We start from the raw sequence: 16,562 nt of genomic DNA on the forward strand, positions 1-16,562 counted from the left end.
CACGTTTTTGGAAAGTTCGGTGCCGATTGCATGGCGGCACTACAGACCAGCCAGGCGCGGCGATCGGCTGCAGAGGCTTGGGTTTGCCCATCGTCGGCCCGATAATGGGCGGATGGATATCAGCACCGACAACCCCGATCACGGTTTTCAATTTCCCGGCACCTTCGAGCTCAGCGCCATGGGCACGGCCGAGCGCGGCCTGGAAACCGAGCTTCCGCGCCTGCTTGCTGCCACCGGCGTGGAGCTGCTGCAGGAGAGCGTGAGCTGGAAGCATTCTTCCAGCGGGAAGTATGTCTCGGTCAAGATTGGCTTCCGTGCCGAAAGCCGCGAGCAGTTCGAGGCCGCACATCAGGCGCTGCGCGATCATCCGGAAGTGAAGTGGACGCTGTAGCGGCCGAACCCGTGAGCAGCTCTACGGCTGGCCTGCCCGCGCAATTACGCGACCTCGGCCAGCAGGACTACGCGCCTGTGTGGCGTGCAATGCAGCGTTTCACCGATGCGCGTGATGAACACACGGCCGATGAGGTCTGGGTGGTCGAGCATGCGCCAGTGTTTACGCTGGGCCAGGCCGGCAAACCCGAGCATGTGCTGGCCCCGGGCGAGATTCCGGTCCTGCAGGTCGATCGCGGCGGGCAGGTCACCTATCACGGCCCGGGCCAATTGGTCGTTTACCCGTTGCTGGATCTGCGCCGGCTGAAGATCGGTGTGCGCGATTACGTGTGCAAGATCGAGCAGGCGCTGATCGATACGCTGGAGGAGTGGAACATCGTGGCCGAGCGTCGCGACGGCGCCCCCGGTGTCTATGTCGGCGGGGCCAAGATCGCCGCGCTTGGCATCCGCGTGCGGCGTGGCTGCACCTTCCACGGGTTGTCGTTCAACGTGGATATGGACCTGGAGCCGTTCCACCGCATTAACCCCTGTGGCTATCAGGGCCTGCAGGTGACCTCGGTGCTAGACTTGGGCGGCCCCTCCGGGATGGATGCCGTCAAGGCGGTGCTGCTCGACCAGCTGGCGCGCCAGTTCGGCCTCGTGCTGCAGCCCACTTCCGCATTGCCCGACCTTTCGCTTCCGGCCTGAGCGCCCCGTATTGTCATGACCCAGCCTATCGCCCGTTCCATTCCCTTGCAGGTCGTCTCCGGCGACACCGCCGCGCCTGCGCCGCTGCAGACCGGCGTCAAGCAGATCGGTGGTGACAAGATCAATCGCTCGCCGGTGCAGTTCGTCGATGCGCCTGTGCTGCGTAAACCGTCGTGGATCCGGGTGCGGATTCCGTCCGGCAATGCGGTGCAGAACCTCAAGGCCAAGCTGCGTGAAAACCGCTTGGTCACGGTGTGCGAAGAGGCGAGTTGCCCGAACATCCACGAGTGCTTCAGCCACGGCACCGCGACCTTCATGATTTTGGGTGAGGTGTGCACGCGGCGCTGCTCATTCTGCGACGTGGCGCATGGCCGGCCAAAGCCGCCTGACGCGAGCGAGCCGGCCAGCCTGGCCACTACCGTGGCCGACATGGGCCTGAAGTACGTGGTGGTGACCAGCGTGGACCGCGATGATCTACGCGACGGCGGTGCACAGCATTTCGTCGACTGCATTTCGGCGATCCGGGCCAGTTCGCCCAATACCCGCATCGAAATCCTGACCCCGGATTTCCGTGGCAAGGGCCGCATGGATCGCGCGCTGGAAATCCTGGCGCTGAGCCCACCGGACGTGTTCAACCACAACATCGAAACCGTGCCGGATCTGTACCCGAACGTGCGCCCCGGCGCGGATTACCAGTGGTCGCTGACGCTGTTGCAGCGCTTCAAGGCACAGCATCCGTCGATCGCCACCAAGTCCGGCATCATGCTCGGCCTGGGCGAAACGATGGAGCAGGTGCACGCCACATTGCGCGATCTGCGCGCGCACGATGTGGACATGATTACCATCGGCCAGTATCTGCAGCCGACGCCGCACCATCACCCGGTGATGCGTTACTGGACGCCGGAGGAATACCAGGCGCTGGAAGACTACGGCAACGCGCTGGGCTTCAGTCACGTCGCTTCCGGCCCGATGGTGCGTTCGTCGTACCACGCCGACCGGCAGGCCGCTGGCGCTGGTGTCGCTGCCTGAGTCAGCTGCACGCCGTGGCAGGCCGCCACGGCACCTGTGTGATCGGTGTTCGAACCAGCCCCGCTTTGCGGGCTCTGTTCGTTAGCATGCCGGAGCAGCAGGTCCCGCGTGATGTCGGTAGACGCGTCGTGGATCAGTCGTGACTTTTCGGCGACACGAAAAAGGCCGCCGCCGGCAAGGCGATCGGCACCACCGGTCGCGGTATCGGCCTCAATCACATCGCGATTCTGGTCGAACACCCCTTTCGGCCCCGTGCACTGCGCGGGGCCGAGTCGTCTCTGTCCCATGCGGGGCGCAGCGGCAGGGTACGGTCTCGTTCACAATCCGCTACAGGCCCGGCGCTAGGCTGATTCAGCCAGCGGATGACAACGCCAGCAACTTTCGGCACTGTCATGCTGTCTGATCCATTCACCGCCTTCCTTTCATCGGCCCCATGCCGAGAGCCATTCGATGACCTACAACGTTTCTGCGTCCATGAAGGCCGGCCTGCTGGCGCTGGTGTTGACCACTCCGATGGCATTGCTCGCGCGCGCCGATACCGCGCTGCCTGCCGCTGCCACGCCCGACCAGGCGACGGCCACCAAACTCGTCTATGGCCTGCTCTCCGACAGCCGCTATGCCTACCGGCCGCGCGTGTTGGACGAGGCGATGTCCAAGGACGTGTTCAAGCGCTATCTGGAAACGCTGGACGGCGGCAAGCAGTTCTTTACCCAGGCCGATATCGATAGCTTCGCGCCGTTGCAAGCCGGCGTTGGCGACGCGTTGCGCGGTGGCAATCTGGAGCCGGCCTTCCAGGTGTTTTCGGTCTACAAGAAGCGTGTCGATCAACGCGTCAAATACGCGCGCGACTTGCTCAAGCAGGACTTCGATTTCAGCGGTAACGACAAGTTCGAGTACGACCGCAAGGACGTGCCGTGGGCTGCAGACGACAAGCAGCTGGACGTGCTGTGGCGCAAGTCGGTAATGAACGATTGGCTGCGCCTGAAGCTGGCCGGAAAGAAGCCCGAAGACATCCGCAAAACGCTGGACAAGCGCTACGTGGCGCTGGCCGACTCGGTCAAGCAGCTCAAGGGCGAAGACGTGTTCCAGTTCTTCGTCAACGCCTATACGAATGCTGTCGACCCGCACACCGACTACTTCACCCCGCGCACTGCCGAGACGTTCAACCAGCAGATGTCGCTGTCGCTGGAAGGCATCGGCGCGCAGCTGCAGAAGCAGGACGACATGGTGGTGATCCGCGAGGTGATCCCCGGTGGTCCGGCAGCCGTGGATGGCACGCTCAAGCCCGGCGATCGCATCGTCGGCGTGGGTCAGGCCAAGACTGGCACGATCGAAGATGTAATCGGCTGGCGCATCGACGACGTCGTGGCCAAGATCCGCGGCAGCAAGGACACTCAGGTGCGCCTGGAGTACATCCCGGCCGAATCGGGCATCGATGGCAAGCACCGTACCGTGACTCTGACACGTCAGAAGGTGCGTCTGGCCGAACAGGCTGCCAAGGGCGAAACCATTACCTTGCCGGGTACGGGTTCCGAGCCGCAGCGCCGCATCGGCATCATCAAGCTGCCCGGCTTCTACCAGGATTTCGAAGGCCGTCGTCGCAATGCGACCGATTATGCGTCGGCGACCCGCGACGTCGCCAAGCTACTGGCCGGCTTCAAGTCCGACAAGGTTGACGGCGTGGTGCTGGACTTGCGCAACAACGGCGGCGGTTCGCTCGATGAGGCAATCGAACTCACCGGCCTGTTCATCGAGCAGGGCCCGGTGGTGCAGGTGCGCGAATCCGGCGGCCGCGTCACCGTCAATGGCGACAGCGACCCGAAGGTTGCCTGGGACGGCCCGCTGGGCGTGTTGATCAATCGCGGCTCGGCGTCGGCATCGGAGATCTTTGCTGGTGCGATCCAGGATTACGGGCGTGGTCTGGTGATCGGCGAAACCAGCTTCGGTAAGGGCACCGTGCAGAACATCGTCGACCTGGATCGCTGGCCGGCTGCCGAAGGTCAGCGCTATGGGCAGGTCAAGCTGACCATCGCGCAGTTCTTCCGCGTCAGCGGCTCCAGTACCCAGCACAAGGGTGTGGTGCCGGACATCGCCTTCCCGGCCAGCGTGGATGCCACCGAATTCGGCGAGAGCACTTACGACAATGCATTGCCGTGGACGCGCATCGCCGCTGCGCCGCATACGCAGTACGGCAACTTTGCGCCGCTGCTGCCGAAGCTGCAGACCCTGCACACTGCGCGTATCGCCACCGACAAGGAATTCCAGTGGTGGGAAGAAGACGTCAAGCAGTTCCGCGATGAAAAGGCCAAGAAGTACATTTCGTTGAACGAAGCCGAGCGCGTTGCTGAGCGTCAGAAGCAGGATCAGCAGCGCAAGGATCGCCAGCAGATTCGCAAGCAACTTGGGCTGCCGCTGGATCCGCTTGCCGAAGACAGCGATGACGGCTTGACCGGTAACGAGCGCGACATCGTCAAAGACACCGCACGCGAAAAGGCTGCCGAAAAGCGTCCGGATCCGTTGCTGCATGAGTCGGCTGCAATCCTGGCCGACGCGCTGGGCTTGCTGTCGCAGGACAAGCCGTTGTCGGCACAGGTGCTGCCGAAGTCGACCGCGCCGGGGCGTTGGGCGGACTGATTGTCGCAGTTCTTGAGATCTAAAAGCATTTGGAACAAAAATGCCATCGCACTGCGGTGGCATTTTTGTTGGCGGCATGTATTTGTGAGAGTGAGATGCGGTGGGTAGTGATCGTAGCGTCATTGCAAATACGATCCGCGCTGGTAGAGCGTTAGCTCATGCTCGACCTGCGCGCACTACAGGCTGCTATCGCCGCCACATTGGGGCCGCATCAGGCACCAGCAGCGCAATGGCGGCATCTGCCGCCAAGCATCAGCGCCGCAAACAACTGCATGCGTCGGTGGCTCACTGCGGCCACTCAAATTCGGCCAAGACCGGGTAATGGTCGGAAGGCAAGATCCCGCCTGGGCGCATGTCCAGCGTGGAAAAACGGGTGGGTGTCAGCCCGCGGAATAAAATCCAATCGATGCGGCGTGTTGGCTGGGTGGTGAAATCCTGGAAGGTTTTTTCCGGGCCCTGCGGCTTTGCTACATGCGCGCGCGCATCGCCCAGAACGGCAGTCAGCGTGCGATAGGTGCCTTGATCGGGATCGCTATTGAAGTCGCCGGTGACGACCACCGGAATATCGGCAGGCAGCGTTGCGATGCGCGAGAGAATCACGCGGGCGCCCTGCTCGCGTGCTGCTTCATCCTGATCGCGATGCGGCAGGTGGGTGTTGAGCAGATAGAAACGGCGCTTGTCGCTGCGGCGTTCGAACAATGCCCAGGTAACCATGCGTGGCAGGTCGGTGTTCCAACTGCTGCTGCCGGGTACCTCGGGGGTTTCGGATAACCAGAAGTCGCCGGATTCAATCACGCTCAGTGCGTTGCTGTCGTAAAACACACCCATATGTTCTTCGCTACCATCGGCGCGCCGTCCCTTGCCGAACCAGCGATAGGCAGGCAGGTGCGAGGCCAGATACTGCGCCTGCTCCTGCACCAGTTCCTGGGTGCCGAACACATCGGGATGGGTCTGTTTAATCAACGCAACCATCGACGTCCGCCGCACCGCCCAGCGTTTGTCGCCATCGCGGTCCACTGGTACGCGCACGTTGAACGACATCACCCGCAACGGTGATGGCGCGGACGCGGCAAAGGCCGGCAACGTGATGCATAGCGCGAGGATGGCGGCGAAAAAATAACGTGACGCAACGCGTAGCGATGAGCGTGGCATGTAGAGGATCTCCAGAAGACAAGCGGCAAGTCTAGCCAGTACGCATGACCGCTGTGTCAGTGCATTGCGCAGGCGCTTGACGCCGCCGCGCATCGGCGTAGCATTTGCACCAGGCCGGCGGACAGACCGCCAGCTGACCACTCAACCGTGAGGGATTCTCATGGCAACACCGTACGACTATCTCGTGTTTATCGGGCGCTTCGAGCCCTTTCATAACGGCCACGCCGCCGTCGCCCGCCACGCGCTGGGCAAGGCGAAAAAGCTCATCATGCTGATCGGCTCGGCCGACACGCCTCGCACCATTCGTAATCCGTGGACCGTCGCCGAACGTGCGGTGATGATCGAGTCTGCGCTGCCAGACGAAACTGCGCGGCTGATCGTGCGCCCGCTACGCGACCATCTTTACAACGAAACCCTGTGGATTGCCGACGTGCAGCGTCAGGTTGCCGAGGCAGTGCAAGCCGATGGCGGCACGCTGGATGCGAACATCGGCCTGATCGGCATGGACAAGGATGCCAGCAGCTATTACCTGCGTGAGTTTCCGCAGTGGCCGCTGGAGGATGTGCAACACACCGCCACGCTGTCGGCCACCGAATTGCGTCGCTACCTGTTCGAAGCCGGCGATATCGGGTTCCATGGTGGGCTGTTGATGCTGCGCGGCAATGTGCCGGCGCCGGTGTACGACATGCTGGAAGCATTCCGGCGTAATTCGCCCAGCTACGCGCAGCTGGTGGCCGAGTACCGGTTCATCGAGCAATACCGCGCCGCGTGGAAGGACGCGCCGTATCCGCCGACGTTTGTCACTACCGATGCAGTCGTGGTGCATTCGGGCCACGTGTTGCTGGTGCGGCGTCGCGCCGAGCCGGGCAAAGGTTTGTGGGCGTTGCCGGGCGGTTTTGTGGGCCAGGACGAAGGCCTGCTGGATTGCTGCCTGCGCGAGCTGCGCGAGGAAACCCGGCTCAAGCTGCCGGTGCCGGTGCTCAAGGGATCGTTGCGTGGCAAGCAGGTGTTCGATCACCCCGAGCGTAGCCACCGCGGACGCACGATTACCCATGCGTTTCATTTCGAATTTGCCGCCGGCGAATTGCCTGCGGTACGCGGTGGCGACGACGCCGATAAAGCGCGCTGGATCCCGATAGCCGAAGTGATGGTGATGGGCCCACGCCTGTACGAAGACCACCTGCATATTCTTGAATTCTTCCTGGGTCGTGGCTGAGAGCGCAAACGACTGCGTGTTGCCGCGACGCAACGTAGGCGCACGCCGTGTGATCGCTTGAACCGTGACCTCCCGCCGGCGGACAGACCGCTGGTTCATTCGACGTGAAGGAGCTTCCGTCATGCATTATCTCGATAACCTGCTGCTCAATACCGATAGCTACAAGGCCAGCCACTGGCTGCAATATCCGCCCGGCACCGATGCCTCGTTTTTCTACGTCGAATCGCGCGGTGGCCTGTACGAGCAGACCGTCTTTTTCGGCCTGCAATCGCTCCTGAAAGAAGCGATCAACCGGCCGGTGACGCACGCCGACATCGACGATGCGAAGGAGTTGCTGGCCGCGCACGGCGAGCCGTTCAACGAAGCTGGCTGGCGCGATATCGTCGACCGGCTTGGCGGGCAGCTGCCGATCCGCATCCGCGCCGTGCCCGAAGGCGCGGTAGTGCCAACGCATAACGTGCTGATGACGATCGAATCCACCGACGCCAAGGCGTTCTGGGTGCCGTCGTATCTTGAAACCCTGTTATTGCGTGTGTGGTACCCTGTGACCGTGGCTACGGTGAGCTGGCAGGTGAAGCAGATCGTGCGCGACTACCTGGAGCGCACCAGCGACGATCCGGAAGGGCAGTTGCCTTTCAAACTGCACGATTTTGGCGCGCGCGGCGTGTCCAGTCTTGGCTCGGCCGCCTTGGGCGGTGCCGCGCATCTGGTGAATTTTCTTGGTACCGATACGTTGTCGGCGTTGCTGCTGGCGCGTGCGCATTACCACACGCCAGTGGCCGGGTATTCGATTCCCGCTGCCGAGCACAGCACTATCACCAGCTGGGGCCGCGAGCGCGAGGTGGATGCGTATCGCAACATGCTGACGCAGTTCGCGCGCCCGGGTTCGATCGTGGCGGTGGTGTCGGACAGCTACGACATCTACCGTGCCATTGCCGAGCATTGGGGCACCACCTTGCGCGAGGACGTGATCGCCTCCGGTGCAACGGTGGTGATCCGCCCGGACTCCGGCGACCCGGTCGATGTGGTCGAACAATGCTTGGTGCTGTTGGACGAGGCTTTCGGTCACCAGGTCAATGGCAAGGGCTATAAGGTGCTCAACCATGTGCGGGTAATCCAGGGCGATGGCATCAACCCTACCTCGCTGCGCGCGATTCTGGAGCGCATCACCGCCGCCGGCTATGCCGCCGATAACGTCGCCTTCGGCATGGGCGGTGCGTTGCTGCAGAAGGTGGACCGCGACACGCAGAAGTTTGCGTTGAAGTGTTCGGCGGTACGCGTGGACGGGCAGTGGATCGATGTCTACAAAGACCCCATCACCGATCAGGGCAAGCAGAGCAAGCGTGGTCGCCTGACCTTGCTGCGCAACCGCAGCGATGGCAGCTACCGCAGCGCCTTGCTCGATGAGGTGGGCACGCATGCCGACAGCGAAGATGCGCTGGTGACGGTGTGGGAAAACGGCGTGTCGCAACAGGAGTGGACGCTGGAGCAGGTGCGCGCGCGTGCCAACGCCGCACGTCGCTGACGCGCAGCGCGCAGGGTTCGCCATGCACGCTTCCATCGACAACATCTCCCTGTTGCCTGTTTCACCCCTGTTGGCGCGTCTGCGCGCCGCAGTGCCCAGCCTGCAGCGGCGCGTGCCGCTGCAGGACGAGGCCAACCGCTGGCATCCAGTGCGCATCGGTGCGCGCACCTATCGGGCGGCGTTGCCGATCACCTTTACCCCGTATGCCTCGGTGCGGCCGTGTTCGGCGCGCTGTGGGTTCTGTTCGGAAAATCTGCGGCCGCATGGCGGTGGTCGTGCGGCAGCGACGTTGCGACCTGGGCCTGCGTATTTCCAGCAGTTGAGCGCTGCGTTGCAGTTGCTGCGGGGTGTGCCGCTGTCGTATTCCTTGTCCGGTCTGGAAATGACCGACGATGCGATGTGGTTACAGACCTTGCTGCACACCCTGGCAACCACACCGAACGGTCCGCGTGTCGAGCAACGCGTGCTGTACAGCAATGGCGCCGGGTTGGCGCGCACGCACGGTGCGCGGTTGATCGATGCGCTGGTCGCCTTCGGGCTGTCGTGGGTCGAGCTGTCGCGTCACCATCCGTTGCAGGAGCGCAACGACGCGATCATGCGTTTCCGCGCTGACGAGCCGATCGCCGATGCGGCGACCTTCGTGCAAACAGCGCAGCGGCTGGCAGCACGTTTGCCGCTGCGCCTGGTCTGCATCGTGCAGCGCGGTGGCGTGGGCAACGCCGACGCCGTTGCGCAGTACATCGCATGGGCGCGCAGCTGTGGCGCCAGCCAGGTGATCTTTCGTGAATTGTCGCGGCTGGACGATGCGTACCGCAGTAACGGCACGCTGCGCTACATCAGCGAGCACCGCGTCGGCGTGGACACCTTGCTGGCCGAGTGCGTGCAGCAGCCCTGGTGGTCGCGCTGGCAACCCGACGGCCTGACCGAAGGCTATTACTTCTGGAATGTGCGGGTGCGCGACGAGACGGGCCTGCAGGTGGTTTTCGAAAGCGCCGACTACGCCGCGATGCATGCACGCCACGCCACTGGCGATCTATACAAGCTGGTGTTTTTCGCCAATGGCCGTCTGTGTGCGGGCTGGGACCCGGATGCTGATGTGTTGTGGGAACCCGACAATGGATGAGTTCGATCAACGCAGTTGGTGGACGCCGACGCCGGACGATGCCGCCTGGGCGCTGCCCGATGATCTGCGCGCGGCCGACCCGTTGAACGGGCGCGACTGTGGCTGGGTCAACCAGATGCGCCCGTTCGTGCGCCATTTCAGTCAGCCGGGCGAACAGGTGTTCGACCCGTTTTGCGGCTTCGGCAGCACCTTGCTGGCAGCTGCGCTGGAAGGCCGCAACGCGCATGGCATGGAGATCGACCCAGCACGCGCGCAGTTGGCGCGCACGCGCCTGCAGCGGCACGCGGTGGAAGCGCCGGTGTTAATCGGCACACTGGTCAATAAGACGCCAGCTGCGCCAATCGACCTGTGCCTGACCAACGTGCCGTATTTCGGCTGCCACTGGCAGGGCGAAGCGTTACCCGGCCAGCTCTATGCCAGTGGCGATTACGCCAGCTATCTGACCGGCATGCGTGCAGTGTTCCATGCGCTGCGCAAGCAACTGCGGCCCGGTGGAATGGGCGTGGCGATGGTGCAGAACGTGGTGGTCGGCGGCCGTGTGATTCCGCAGGCGTGGGACGTGGGCCGGATCCTGGCCAGCTTGTTCACGCTGCGCGAGGAGCGGGTGCTGTGCTACCAGCGTCCGGCAGCAGCGTTGGCGCACGCAAGCGCCGCGAGCAACCGCAGCCACGAATATGCGCTGATCTTCCAGCACAGCCGTGCCCGGCTGGATCTACAGCAGGCCGCGCAGCTGCTGCAGGCGCTGCACGCGCAGGGCCTGCCGGTGCTGGTACATGGCAGCTACGCGCGCTGGCTGGCGTCGCCGACGCTGATGCCGGCGGGCCCGGCCGATCTGGACCTGATGCTGCACGCCGAACAAGCGCTGTGGGACCGCCTCACCCACTGGCTGCAGCAACAGGGCTTCGCGCTGAGCCTATGGGGCGAGCCGTGCCGTGCCCCGGTGGCGCTGGCGGCGGTGCGTGCGCACCACTACCTGCGCGCCGAGCGCATCGGCGCCGATGGTCGCCGCCTGCAGGTGGACCTGCAATTGCCAGCGGATGAACCGCCGTTGCCCTGACCCTGCAACGCGACGCCGCGCGCACATGGGTTGCCGCTATGCTCTGTGCCGGTTTTGGATGCCGGAATCTCCCAATGTCTTGTTCTTCACTGATCGCGCGCGGCGCACTGCTTGCCGCGCTGGCAACCCTGGCTGGCTGCGGTGGCAGCAAGGGCGACACGATGCTGATGCGCGAGTCGTTCAATTCCGATGACACCTATTCGCGCAGCGTCGCGGCCAGTTCGCCGCAGGCCTGCGAGGCGGCGCGGCGCGTGCTGTTGAGTCAGGGTTACGCCGTGACACGCGCGGATGCCGCCGCGGTGGAAGGCAGCAAGAACTTCCAGCTCGAGGAAGCCGACCAGAGCGAGCAGCTCAACTTGCGCATTTCTTGCGCCACGCAGGACGGCGGCAAGGCGCAGGTGTTCGTGAGCGCGCTGCAGGACCGTTACGCGTTGAAGAAGAGCTCTACCTCGGCCAGCGTGGGCGTTGGCGTGCTGGGCTCGTTGTCGTTGCCGGTCGGTAGCAGCGGCGATTCGCTGGTGCGCGTGTCCAGCACCACGGTGCAGGATGCGGCCTTCTACAAGCGCTTTTTCGAACGTTTGAACTCGTATCTGCCCAAGGTCACTGAAGCGGTGCCGGCTGCCGTGAGTGCAGCGCCTGTGCCCCCAAATGCGGCCGCACCGGCGCCAGCAGCTGCAGTGCCGGCAACGCCTGCAGCGAACACTCCGACGCCAACATCGCCTGCGCCCGCTGCAGCGGCTCCCGCGACAGTTGCACAACCGCCGGTTGCGCCATTGCCGGTTGAAGCGCAGGACCCACCCCCAGCACCGGCGAAGGTGCCGCCAACCGAGCCCGCCACGCAGCCGTGATGGGGTATTCACGCTCCGCTCCAAAGCCTGAATAGCCAGGTGCGCGCTTCACGTTCTGTTCTCGACCCAGCGGCCAGAGTGCGCCCATGACTCGCCGAGCGGGCGAGAAACGTGGAGAACAACGATGAAAATGCGCACCTCCCTGCTGGGTATTTCCCTGATTGGCCTGATGGCAACGAGCACCTTCGCCCAGGCTCAAAGCTATTCGCATCAGCAGCGCTATACGGAAGCAGACGAAGGCCGCAGGTTCAACGATGGCACCCGCGTCCGCTGCCGCAATGTCGAAGTGCAGAAGAACTCGACTGACCCGAACCGCATCGGCGGCACGCTGGCTGGTGCCGCGATTGGTGGCTTGCTAGGTCACCAGGTCGGCGGCGGCAACGGCAAGAAGCTGGCGACCGTGGCAGGCGCAGTGGCGGGCGGCGCAGCCGGCCGCACCATCCAGGGCAATCGTCAGCAAGCCAACGGCAATCGTCAGGTCGAGCGCGTCTGCGAACGTCGCTGAGCCTGGCGAAGTGATTCGTCTGAATTGATTGCGAGCCCCGGCCATGCCGGGGCTTTCTATGTCTGAGGGCGCCGTGCCGACGATTGATGGTGCATGTCATCGATGAGTTCCGCCCACGTGCGAAGCGCCACATTGTTGCGACGATCAATCTCTGCGCCGAGGTCGATGTCGATGTGGCATGCGGGCAGGCGCAGATGTGCTGCGGTGGTCTGTGCAAGCGCCTTTCTCGCGGTGCAGCTGCTGCAGGTAGCGGCTGCTGCACCGAGCGAAACCGCAAACGCCGCGAGCGCAGATTGTGTGGAAGCACTGTTGCGCCGACTGGGATGGAACATCCATCGCGCCGCGGTGAGCGCGCCGGTACTACAGCGTGGCGAACCGTGTACGCGTGTCTCGCTTGCGCAAGCGCAAGCCGCGGGCGATCTGCAGCTAACGCTTCCGGCCGACTGGAACACGCACCAGCGCGGCGCGGCGCTCACCGCCGTGCTGGACGATGCGGCCACGCACTGCGCCTATGCGTTCGAACTCGGTGCAGCGACCCGCCGTGCGGTAACGCAATTACAGAACAACCCGCACTACCGTTTTTCAGCAGTGCAGCTGGGTTGGATCGGATTTGGCTGGCGTGGCGCAGCAGCGCAGGGCTGGAGTGGTTTTCGCAGTTTCGGTCGCGGGTATCAGCCGCGCGGCAGCAATGCGCAGGCGTTGAATGCGTTCTATCGCGGGCAGGTGCGCTCCGAATGCGGCGTGGGCCGGCAAGTAGCGCAGCTCGCCACACAGCGCGAGTTGTTCGGCGATGCTGGATTCGACCAGGCGTTTACGCCTGGCGAACTCTCGATTGGCACGTTTCTGATCTTGCACGACACCGACAGCATTCTGCTCGGTGCGCATGCCGGCGAATTTTTCGCCGACGGCAAGGCGGTGAAGAGCTCGCAACTCGGGCGGCAAGCGTTTGTCGGCGCGCCGGGGTTTATTGCGCACGTGTTCGACAAATCCTATCTGGATGACATCCACAATCAGGCCGAAAATTTCGTGGTGGTGGACGTCAGCGATGCAGCCGCGCAAGCGCTGGCACTGCACGGCGGGTTTGCGTATTACGACGCGCGCAGCCGGCAGATCTGGGAGCTGGCCAAACAGCTGCGTGGGCCTGGCAAGCGCCGCTTCGAGCGCCTGCTTTACGAGCGCGATGCAGCGTTGCGCGCCACGCTCGACCCGCAGCAGCAGACCCAGCTGCAGCAGTTGCAGACCCTGCTGGACGACCCGTTTTACCAGGGATTTTTAGTCTATGTGCATCCCAAGGGCACCAAGCCGATCGGCTATCACGTGGCGCGCCTGCTCGACCGTAACCCGCGCACGCCGTATGCCATCGACCTGACCTTGCACAATCTGCGCACCACCTTGTATTGGCGGTGGATCGACTGGCAGCTGCAGCAATGCAGCGCCGCCACCGCGGCGGAACAATCCATTGAGAATTCCGCCACGCCAGCGTACGCCGGGCGTGGCACCCTGCACTGATCAACGTATGAGGAGCGATTATGGAACTTGGTATGGTGGGACTGGGCCGCATGGGCGCCAACATGGCCGAGCGCCTGGTCAACGGCGGGCATCGCGTGCATGGCTACGACCCGGGCGCGAATGCGCGCACCAGCGCGCAAGCCAAGGGCATTGTGACGGCCGATGCGCTGGCAGCGCTGGTGTCCGCACTGCCGAGCCCGCGCGTGGTGTGGCTGATGGTGCCGGCGGGCAAGATCGTCGATGACACCCTGGCCCAGCTGTTGCCCCTGCTGCAGGCCGGCGACATCGTCATCGACGGCGGCAATTCGTACTACAAGGATTCGCAACGTCGCGCCGCGCTGCTGCAGGCCAGCGGCATTGCGTTTGTCGACTGCGGCACCAGCGGCGGCATCTGGGGGCTGCAGGAAGGCTACAGCCTGATGGTGGGTGGCGATGAAGCGGCCGTGATTGCGTTGCATCCGATCCTGGCAACGCTCGCGCCGGCGCCGGACAAGGGCTGGGGACGCGTCGGCCCGAGCGGTGCCGGCCACTTCACCAAGATGGTCCACAACGGAATCGAATACGGAATGATGCAGGCTTATGCGGAAGGCTTCGCGCTAATGCAGCACAAGACCGATTTCGCGCTGGACCTGCACCAGGTTGCCGAGATCTGGCGCGACGGCAGCGTGGTGCGCTCCTGGTTGCTGGATCTCACTGCCGATGCGTTGACGCATAACCCGACCATGGCCGGCATCGCGCCGTTTGTGGCCGACTCGGGCGAAGGCCGCTGGACGGTGGCCGAGGCGATCGATCTGGAAGTCTCGGCACCGGTCATCACCTTGTCGCTGATGGAACGACTGCGCTCGCGCGACAAGGATTCGTTCACCGACAAACTGCTCGCGGCGATGCGCAACCAGTTCGGTGGCCACGCCGTGATGACCACCACCTCTGCAGCGCCGACGATCGGCAGCAAGGACGCGTAAGCGGTCAGATGCACCAACGCTGCGCGCCTGGATTGCGGGGCGCAGCGTCGGTCTTGCAGAACATCAGCATTTCGAGCGAACACATCATTGCGTTCGCAACATCGCGCGGAATTAGCAACGTCGCCGCGTTGTTGCGGGCCTGATGCAACGAGGCAGCAGTGCTGCCAAGCACCGCGCATCATGCTCCACGTACGGCACGCTTCGCGCTAAGCGACGGCCATCAAGTACAGCGCCCGCAACCATTACGCCTACCGCACACAGCCAACAGGGTTGCTCACGTGCAGATGCGGGCACGCAAGCGCTGCTCATATACCTCGCCCCGTGCTGACTTTTCGGCGTTACAGCCCGCGTGCAGCATCCAACCACTGCACCTTGCCATCTGCAGCGCTGCGTTGCGCAAGTTCCACCAGCTGCATCAGCTGCACCGCGTCGCTGCCGCTGACCGGCGCCGGACCGGTGCCGGCCAGCGCGTCGCGAAAGGCGGTGTAGTACTGCCGATAGTCGCCCGGCAGGTTGTCGGGTTGATGCGTGTGGACACGGCCTTCGTCATCGACGCGGGTGAGCGTGCCCGCTAATGGATCGACGCCCCAGCCGACCGTGCCGGGGCGTCGCCCGGCCCGCAGCTGGTCTTCCTGCGTATCCATGCCGTGCTTGAGGTAACTGCCGCGCGTGCCATGCACGGCGAAGCGTAGGCTGCCATCGGCCACCAGCGACCCCGCATGCAGAATCACGCGCAGCCGCGGGTAGTGCAGGGTGACGTGGAAATAATCGACGCTGCGTGCCTGATCGCGCTGACGTTGCAGGTCCGCGCTGATGCCCTGCGGCACACCGAACAACTGCAGCGACTGATCAAGCACATGTGGTCCCAGGTCGTACCAGAGCCCGGCGCCGGGACTATCGCTCTCGCGCCAACGGTCGCGTACTTGCGGGCGATAGCGGTCGAAGTGGGAATGGAACTCCACCACCTCGCCGAGCTGGCCTTCTTCAATCAGCCGGCGCACGGTGAGAAAGTCCGCATCCCAGCGGCGATTCTGAAACACGCTGATGATGCGTCCCGCTGCATTGGCGGCATCGACCATCTGCTGCGCCTGCGCAACGTCCAGTGCGAATGGTTTATCCACCAGCACATGTTTTCCAGCGGCAAGCGCCTGCAGCGCGAACGGCGCATGGGTCTGGTTGGGGGTGGCCAAGACCACTGCGTCCAATGCGGGATCGGCCAATGCACTGTCGAGGTCGGCAAGTACGTTGATGCCGGGAAAATCGGCCTGTGGTTGCTGCGGCTTGGACGACACCACGCTGTGCAACTGCAGGCCTGGGGTGCTCGCGATCAGCGGTGCATGAAACGTGCGGCCGACATAGCCGTAGCCGACGACGGCCAGATTGAACGGTTTAGGCATTGAAAACGGTTCATCGCAACGACCAAGGGAATCCGCATGGTATTGCACCTGCCCGTGTGCGCAGGGTTCACAACCTCTGCATGCAATAGTCACATCTGCTCGACGAGCGCCACCGCAAGCTGCGCCCACGTTCAACGGTGAGGTACCTGGTATGAAGAACATGATCAATGCACGCAAGTTGCTGGCTCTGTCGCTGTCGCTCGGTCTGACCCTTGGCGCGTCGCAGGCATTCGCGGCCCCGCAGGAACATGCCGACCACAAGGACCACGCTGCTGGCATGAATGAGTCCAAGAAGCCGGTCACCGACACCTGGATCACCACCAAGGTCAAGGCTGATCTGTTGGCTACCGATAACGTCGCTGGCACCGATGTGAAGGTCGAGACCAAGAACGGCATCGTGACCCTGACCGGCGCCGTCGCCACCCAGGCTGAGCACGACAAGGCCGTGGCCGTTGCAAAGGGCATCGAAGGCGTCAAGAGCGTCAAGTCGACCGGTCTGAAGGTCACCGCTGCGAAGAAGTAAACGCG

General features: G+C 63.7%; 15 protein-coding genes. 13 read left to right on the forward strand and 2 right to left on the reverse strand.

The genetic code is table 11. The features are described 5' to 3' along the window. Positions 1 to 112 precede the first annotated feature (112 nt). The 4 genes from KWO_RS03580 to KWO_RS03595 all read left to right on the forward strand — a co-directional run bounded on the left by KWO_RS03580 (position 113) and on the right by KWO_RS03595 (position 4,740). Positions 113 to 391 carry a YbeD family protein gene (locus KWO_RS03580; protein ID WP_008577897.1) on the forward strand — a complete coding sequence of 93 codons (279 nt, stop codon included), beginning with the start codon at positions 113 to 115 and terminating at the stop codon, positions 389 to 391. Beyond that, a complete protein-coding gene (lipB, locus tag KWO_RS03585) occupies positions 379 to 1,077 on the forward strand; it encodes a lipoyl(octanoyl) transferase LipB (protein ID WP_010376238.1) in 699 nt (232 codons plus the stop codon). Before KWO_RS03580 ends, lipB begins: the two co-directional genes overlap by 13 nt. A 15-nt stretch (positions 1,078 to 1,092) precedes the next feature. Further along, the gene (gene lipA, locus KWO_RS03590; RefSeq protein ID WP_010368229.1) at positions 1,093 to 2,106 is read left to right on the forward strand and encodes a lipoyl synthase; all 1,014 of its coding nucleotides are present in this window, start codon (positions 1,093 to 1,095) and stop codon (positions 2,104 to 2,106) included. Between the two features lie 474 nt (positions 2,107 to 2,580). Continuing rightward, on the forward strand, positions 2,581 to 4,740 hold the full coding sequence (locus KWO_RS03595) for a carboxy terminal-processing peptidase (protein ID WP_026113187.1): 2,160 nt from the start codon (positions 2,581 to 2,583) through the stop codon (positions 4,738 to 4,740). Between the two features lie 285 nt (positions 4,741 to 5,025). On the opposite strand, the gene KWO_RS03600 is transcribed toward KWO_RS03595, so the two are convergent. Beyond that, positions 5,026 to 5,892, reverse strand: coding sequence for an endonuclease/exonuclease/phosphatase family protein (locus KWO_RS03600; RefSeq protein WP_010368226.1), 867 nt, complete (start codon positions 5,890 to 5,892; stop codon positions 5,026 to 5,028). Positions 5,893 to 6,052: 160 nt separating this feature from the next. Here KWO_RS03600 and KWO_RS03605 point away from each other — a divergent pair, with 160 nt between their 5' ends. The 8 genes from KWO_RS03605 (at position 6,053) to gnd (ending at position 14,637) form a co-directional block, all read left to right on the forward strand. Next, positions 6,053 to 7,108: a bifunctional nicotinamide-nucleotide adenylyltransferase/Nudix hydroxylase gene (locus tag KWO_RS03605; protein ID WP_010368225.1), complete on the forward strand. Its 1,056-nt coding sequence runs from the start codon at positions 6,053 to 6,055 to the stop codon at positions 7,106 to 7,108. 121 nt (positions 7,109 to 7,229) lie between these two features. Then, positions 7,230 to 8,633: a nicotinate phosphoribosyltransferase gene (locus KWO_RS03610; protein WP_010376244.1), complete on the forward strand. Its 1,404-nt coding sequence runs from the start codon at positions 7,230 to 7,232 to the stop codon at positions 8,631 to 8,633. Positions 8,634 to 8,655: 22 nt separating this feature from the next. Beyond that, positions 8,656 to 9,756 carry a hypothetical protein gene (locus KWO_RS03615; RefSeq protein WP_017113057.1) on the forward strand — a complete coding sequence of 367 codons (1,101 nt, stop codon included), beginning with the start codon at positions 8,656 to 8,658 and terminating at the stop codon, positions 9,754 to 9,756. Beyond that, positions 9,749 to 10,813 (forward strand): DNA methyltransferase, encoded by a 1,065-nt coding sequence (locus tag KWO_RS03620; protein WP_010376252.1) that lies wholly within the window; start codon positions 9,749 to 9,751, stop codon positions 10,811 to 10,813. The genes KWO_RS03615 and KWO_RS03620 overlap by 8 nt, the downstream gene beginning before the upstream one ends. Positions 10,814 to 10,887: 74 nt before the next feature. Next, on the forward strand, positions 10,888 to 11,661 hold the full coding sequence (locus tag KWO_RS03625) for a DUF2242 domain-containing protein (RefSeq protein ID WP_010376254.1): 774 nt from the start codon (positions 10,888 to 10,890) through the stop codon (positions 11,659 to 11,661). Positions 11,662 to 11,785: 124 nt separating this feature from the next. Next, a complete protein-coding gene (locus KWO_RS03630) occupies positions 11,786 to 12,166 on the forward strand; it encodes a glycine zipper 2TM domain-containing protein (RefSeq protein ID WP_010376256.1) in 381 nt (126 codons plus the stop codon). A gap of 165 nt (positions 12,167 to 12,331) precedes the next feature. Further along, on the forward strand, positions 12,332 to 13,675 hold the full coding sequence (locus KWO_RS03635; RefSeq protein WP_020477307.1) for a hypothetical protein: 1,344 nt from the start codon (positions 12,332 to 12,334) through the stop codon (positions 13,673 to 13,675). Positions 13,676 to 13,695: 20 nt separating this feature from the next. Further along, the gene (gene gnd / locus KWO_RS03640) at positions 13,696 to 14,637 is read left to right on the forward strand and encodes a phosphogluconate dehydrogenase (NAD(+)-dependent, decarboxylating) (RefSeq protein WP_010376261.1); all 942 of its coding nucleotides are present in this window, start codon (positions 13,696 to 13,698) and stop codon (positions 14,635 to 14,637) included. A gap of 338 nt (positions 14,638 to 14,975) precedes the next feature. Here gnd and KWO_RS03645 read toward each other — a convergent pair whose 3' ends face one another. Further along, positions 14,976 to 16,034 (reverse strand): oxidoreductase, encoded by a 1,059-nt coding sequence (locus KWO_RS03645; protein WP_010368214.1) that lies wholly within the window; start codon positions 16,032 to 16,034, stop codon positions 14,976 to 14,978. Between the two features lie 151 nt (positions 16,035 to 16,185). On the opposite strand from KWO_RS03645, the gene KWO_RS03650 reads away from it, so the two are divergent. Continuing rightward, positions 16,186 to 16,557 (forward strand): BON domain-containing protein, encoded by a 372-nt coding sequence (locus KWO_RS03650; protein ID WP_017113055.1) that lies wholly within the window; start codon positions 16,186 to 16,188, stop codon positions 16,555 to 16,557. Positions 16,558 to 16,562 lie beyond the last annotated feature (5 nt).

The organism is Xanthomonas vasicola pv. musacearum NCPPB 4379 (assembly GCF_000277895.2).
In the GTDB taxonomy this organism is placed as follows: domain Bacteria; phylum Pseudomonadota; class Gammaproteobacteria; order Xanthomonadales; family Xanthomonadaceae; genus Xanthomonas; species Xanthomonas vasicola.

Coding starts and splice junctions, on each gene's coding strand:
- KWO_RS03580 (WP_008577897.1), top strand. CDS start 113: ATGGATATCAGCACCGACAACCCCGATCACGGTTTTCAATTTCCCGGC.
- lipA (WP_010368229.1), top strand. CDS start 1,093: ATGACCCAGCCTATCGCCCGTTCCATTCCCTTGCAGGTCGTCTCCGGC.
- KWO_RS03595 (WP_026113187.1), top strand. CDS start 2,581: ATGAAGGCCGGCCTGCTGGCGCTGGTGTTGACCACTCCGATGGCATTG.
- KWO_RS03600 (WP_010368226.1), bottom strand. CDS start 5,892: ATGCCACGCTCATCGCTACGCGTTGCGTCACGTTATTTTTTCGCCGCC.
- KWO_RS03605 (WP_010368225.1), top strand. CDS start 6,053: ATGGCAACACCGTACGACTATCTCGTGTTTATCGGGCGCTTCGAGCCC.
- KWO_RS03610 (WP_010376244.1), top strand. CDS start 7,230: ATGCATTATCTCGATAACCTGCTGCTCAATACCGATAGCTACAAGGCC.
- KWO_RS03615 (WP_017113057.1), top strand. CDS start 8,656: ATGCACGCTTCCATCGACAACATCTCCCTGTTGCCTGTTTCACCCCTG.
- KWO_RS03620 (WP_010376252.1), top strand. CDS start 9,749: ATGGATGAGTTCGATCAACGCAGTTGGTGGACGCCGACGCCGGACGAT.
- KWO_RS03625 (WP_010376254.1), top strand. CDS start 10,888: ATGTCTTGTTCTTCACTGATCGCGCGCGGCGCACTGCTTGCCGCGCTG.
- KWO_RS03630 (WP_010376256.1), top strand. CDS start 11,786: ATGAAAATGCGCACCTCCCTGCTGGGTATTTCCCTGATTGGCCTGATG.
- KWO_RS03635 (WP_020477307.1), top strand. CDS start 12,332: ATGTCGATGTGGCATGCGGGCAGGCGCAGATGTGCTGCGGTGGTCTGT.
- gnd (WP_010376261.1), top strand. CDS start 13,696: ATGGAACTTGGTATGGTGGGACTGGGCCGCATGGGCGCCAACATGGCC.
- KWO_RS03645 (WP_010368214.1), bottom strand. CDS start 16,034: ATGCCTAAACCGTTCAATCTGGCCGTCGTCGGCTACGGCTATGTCGGC.
- KWO_RS03650 (WP_017113055.1), top strand. CDS start 16,186: ATGAAGAACATGATCAATGCACGCAAGTTGCTGGCTCTGTCGCTGTCG.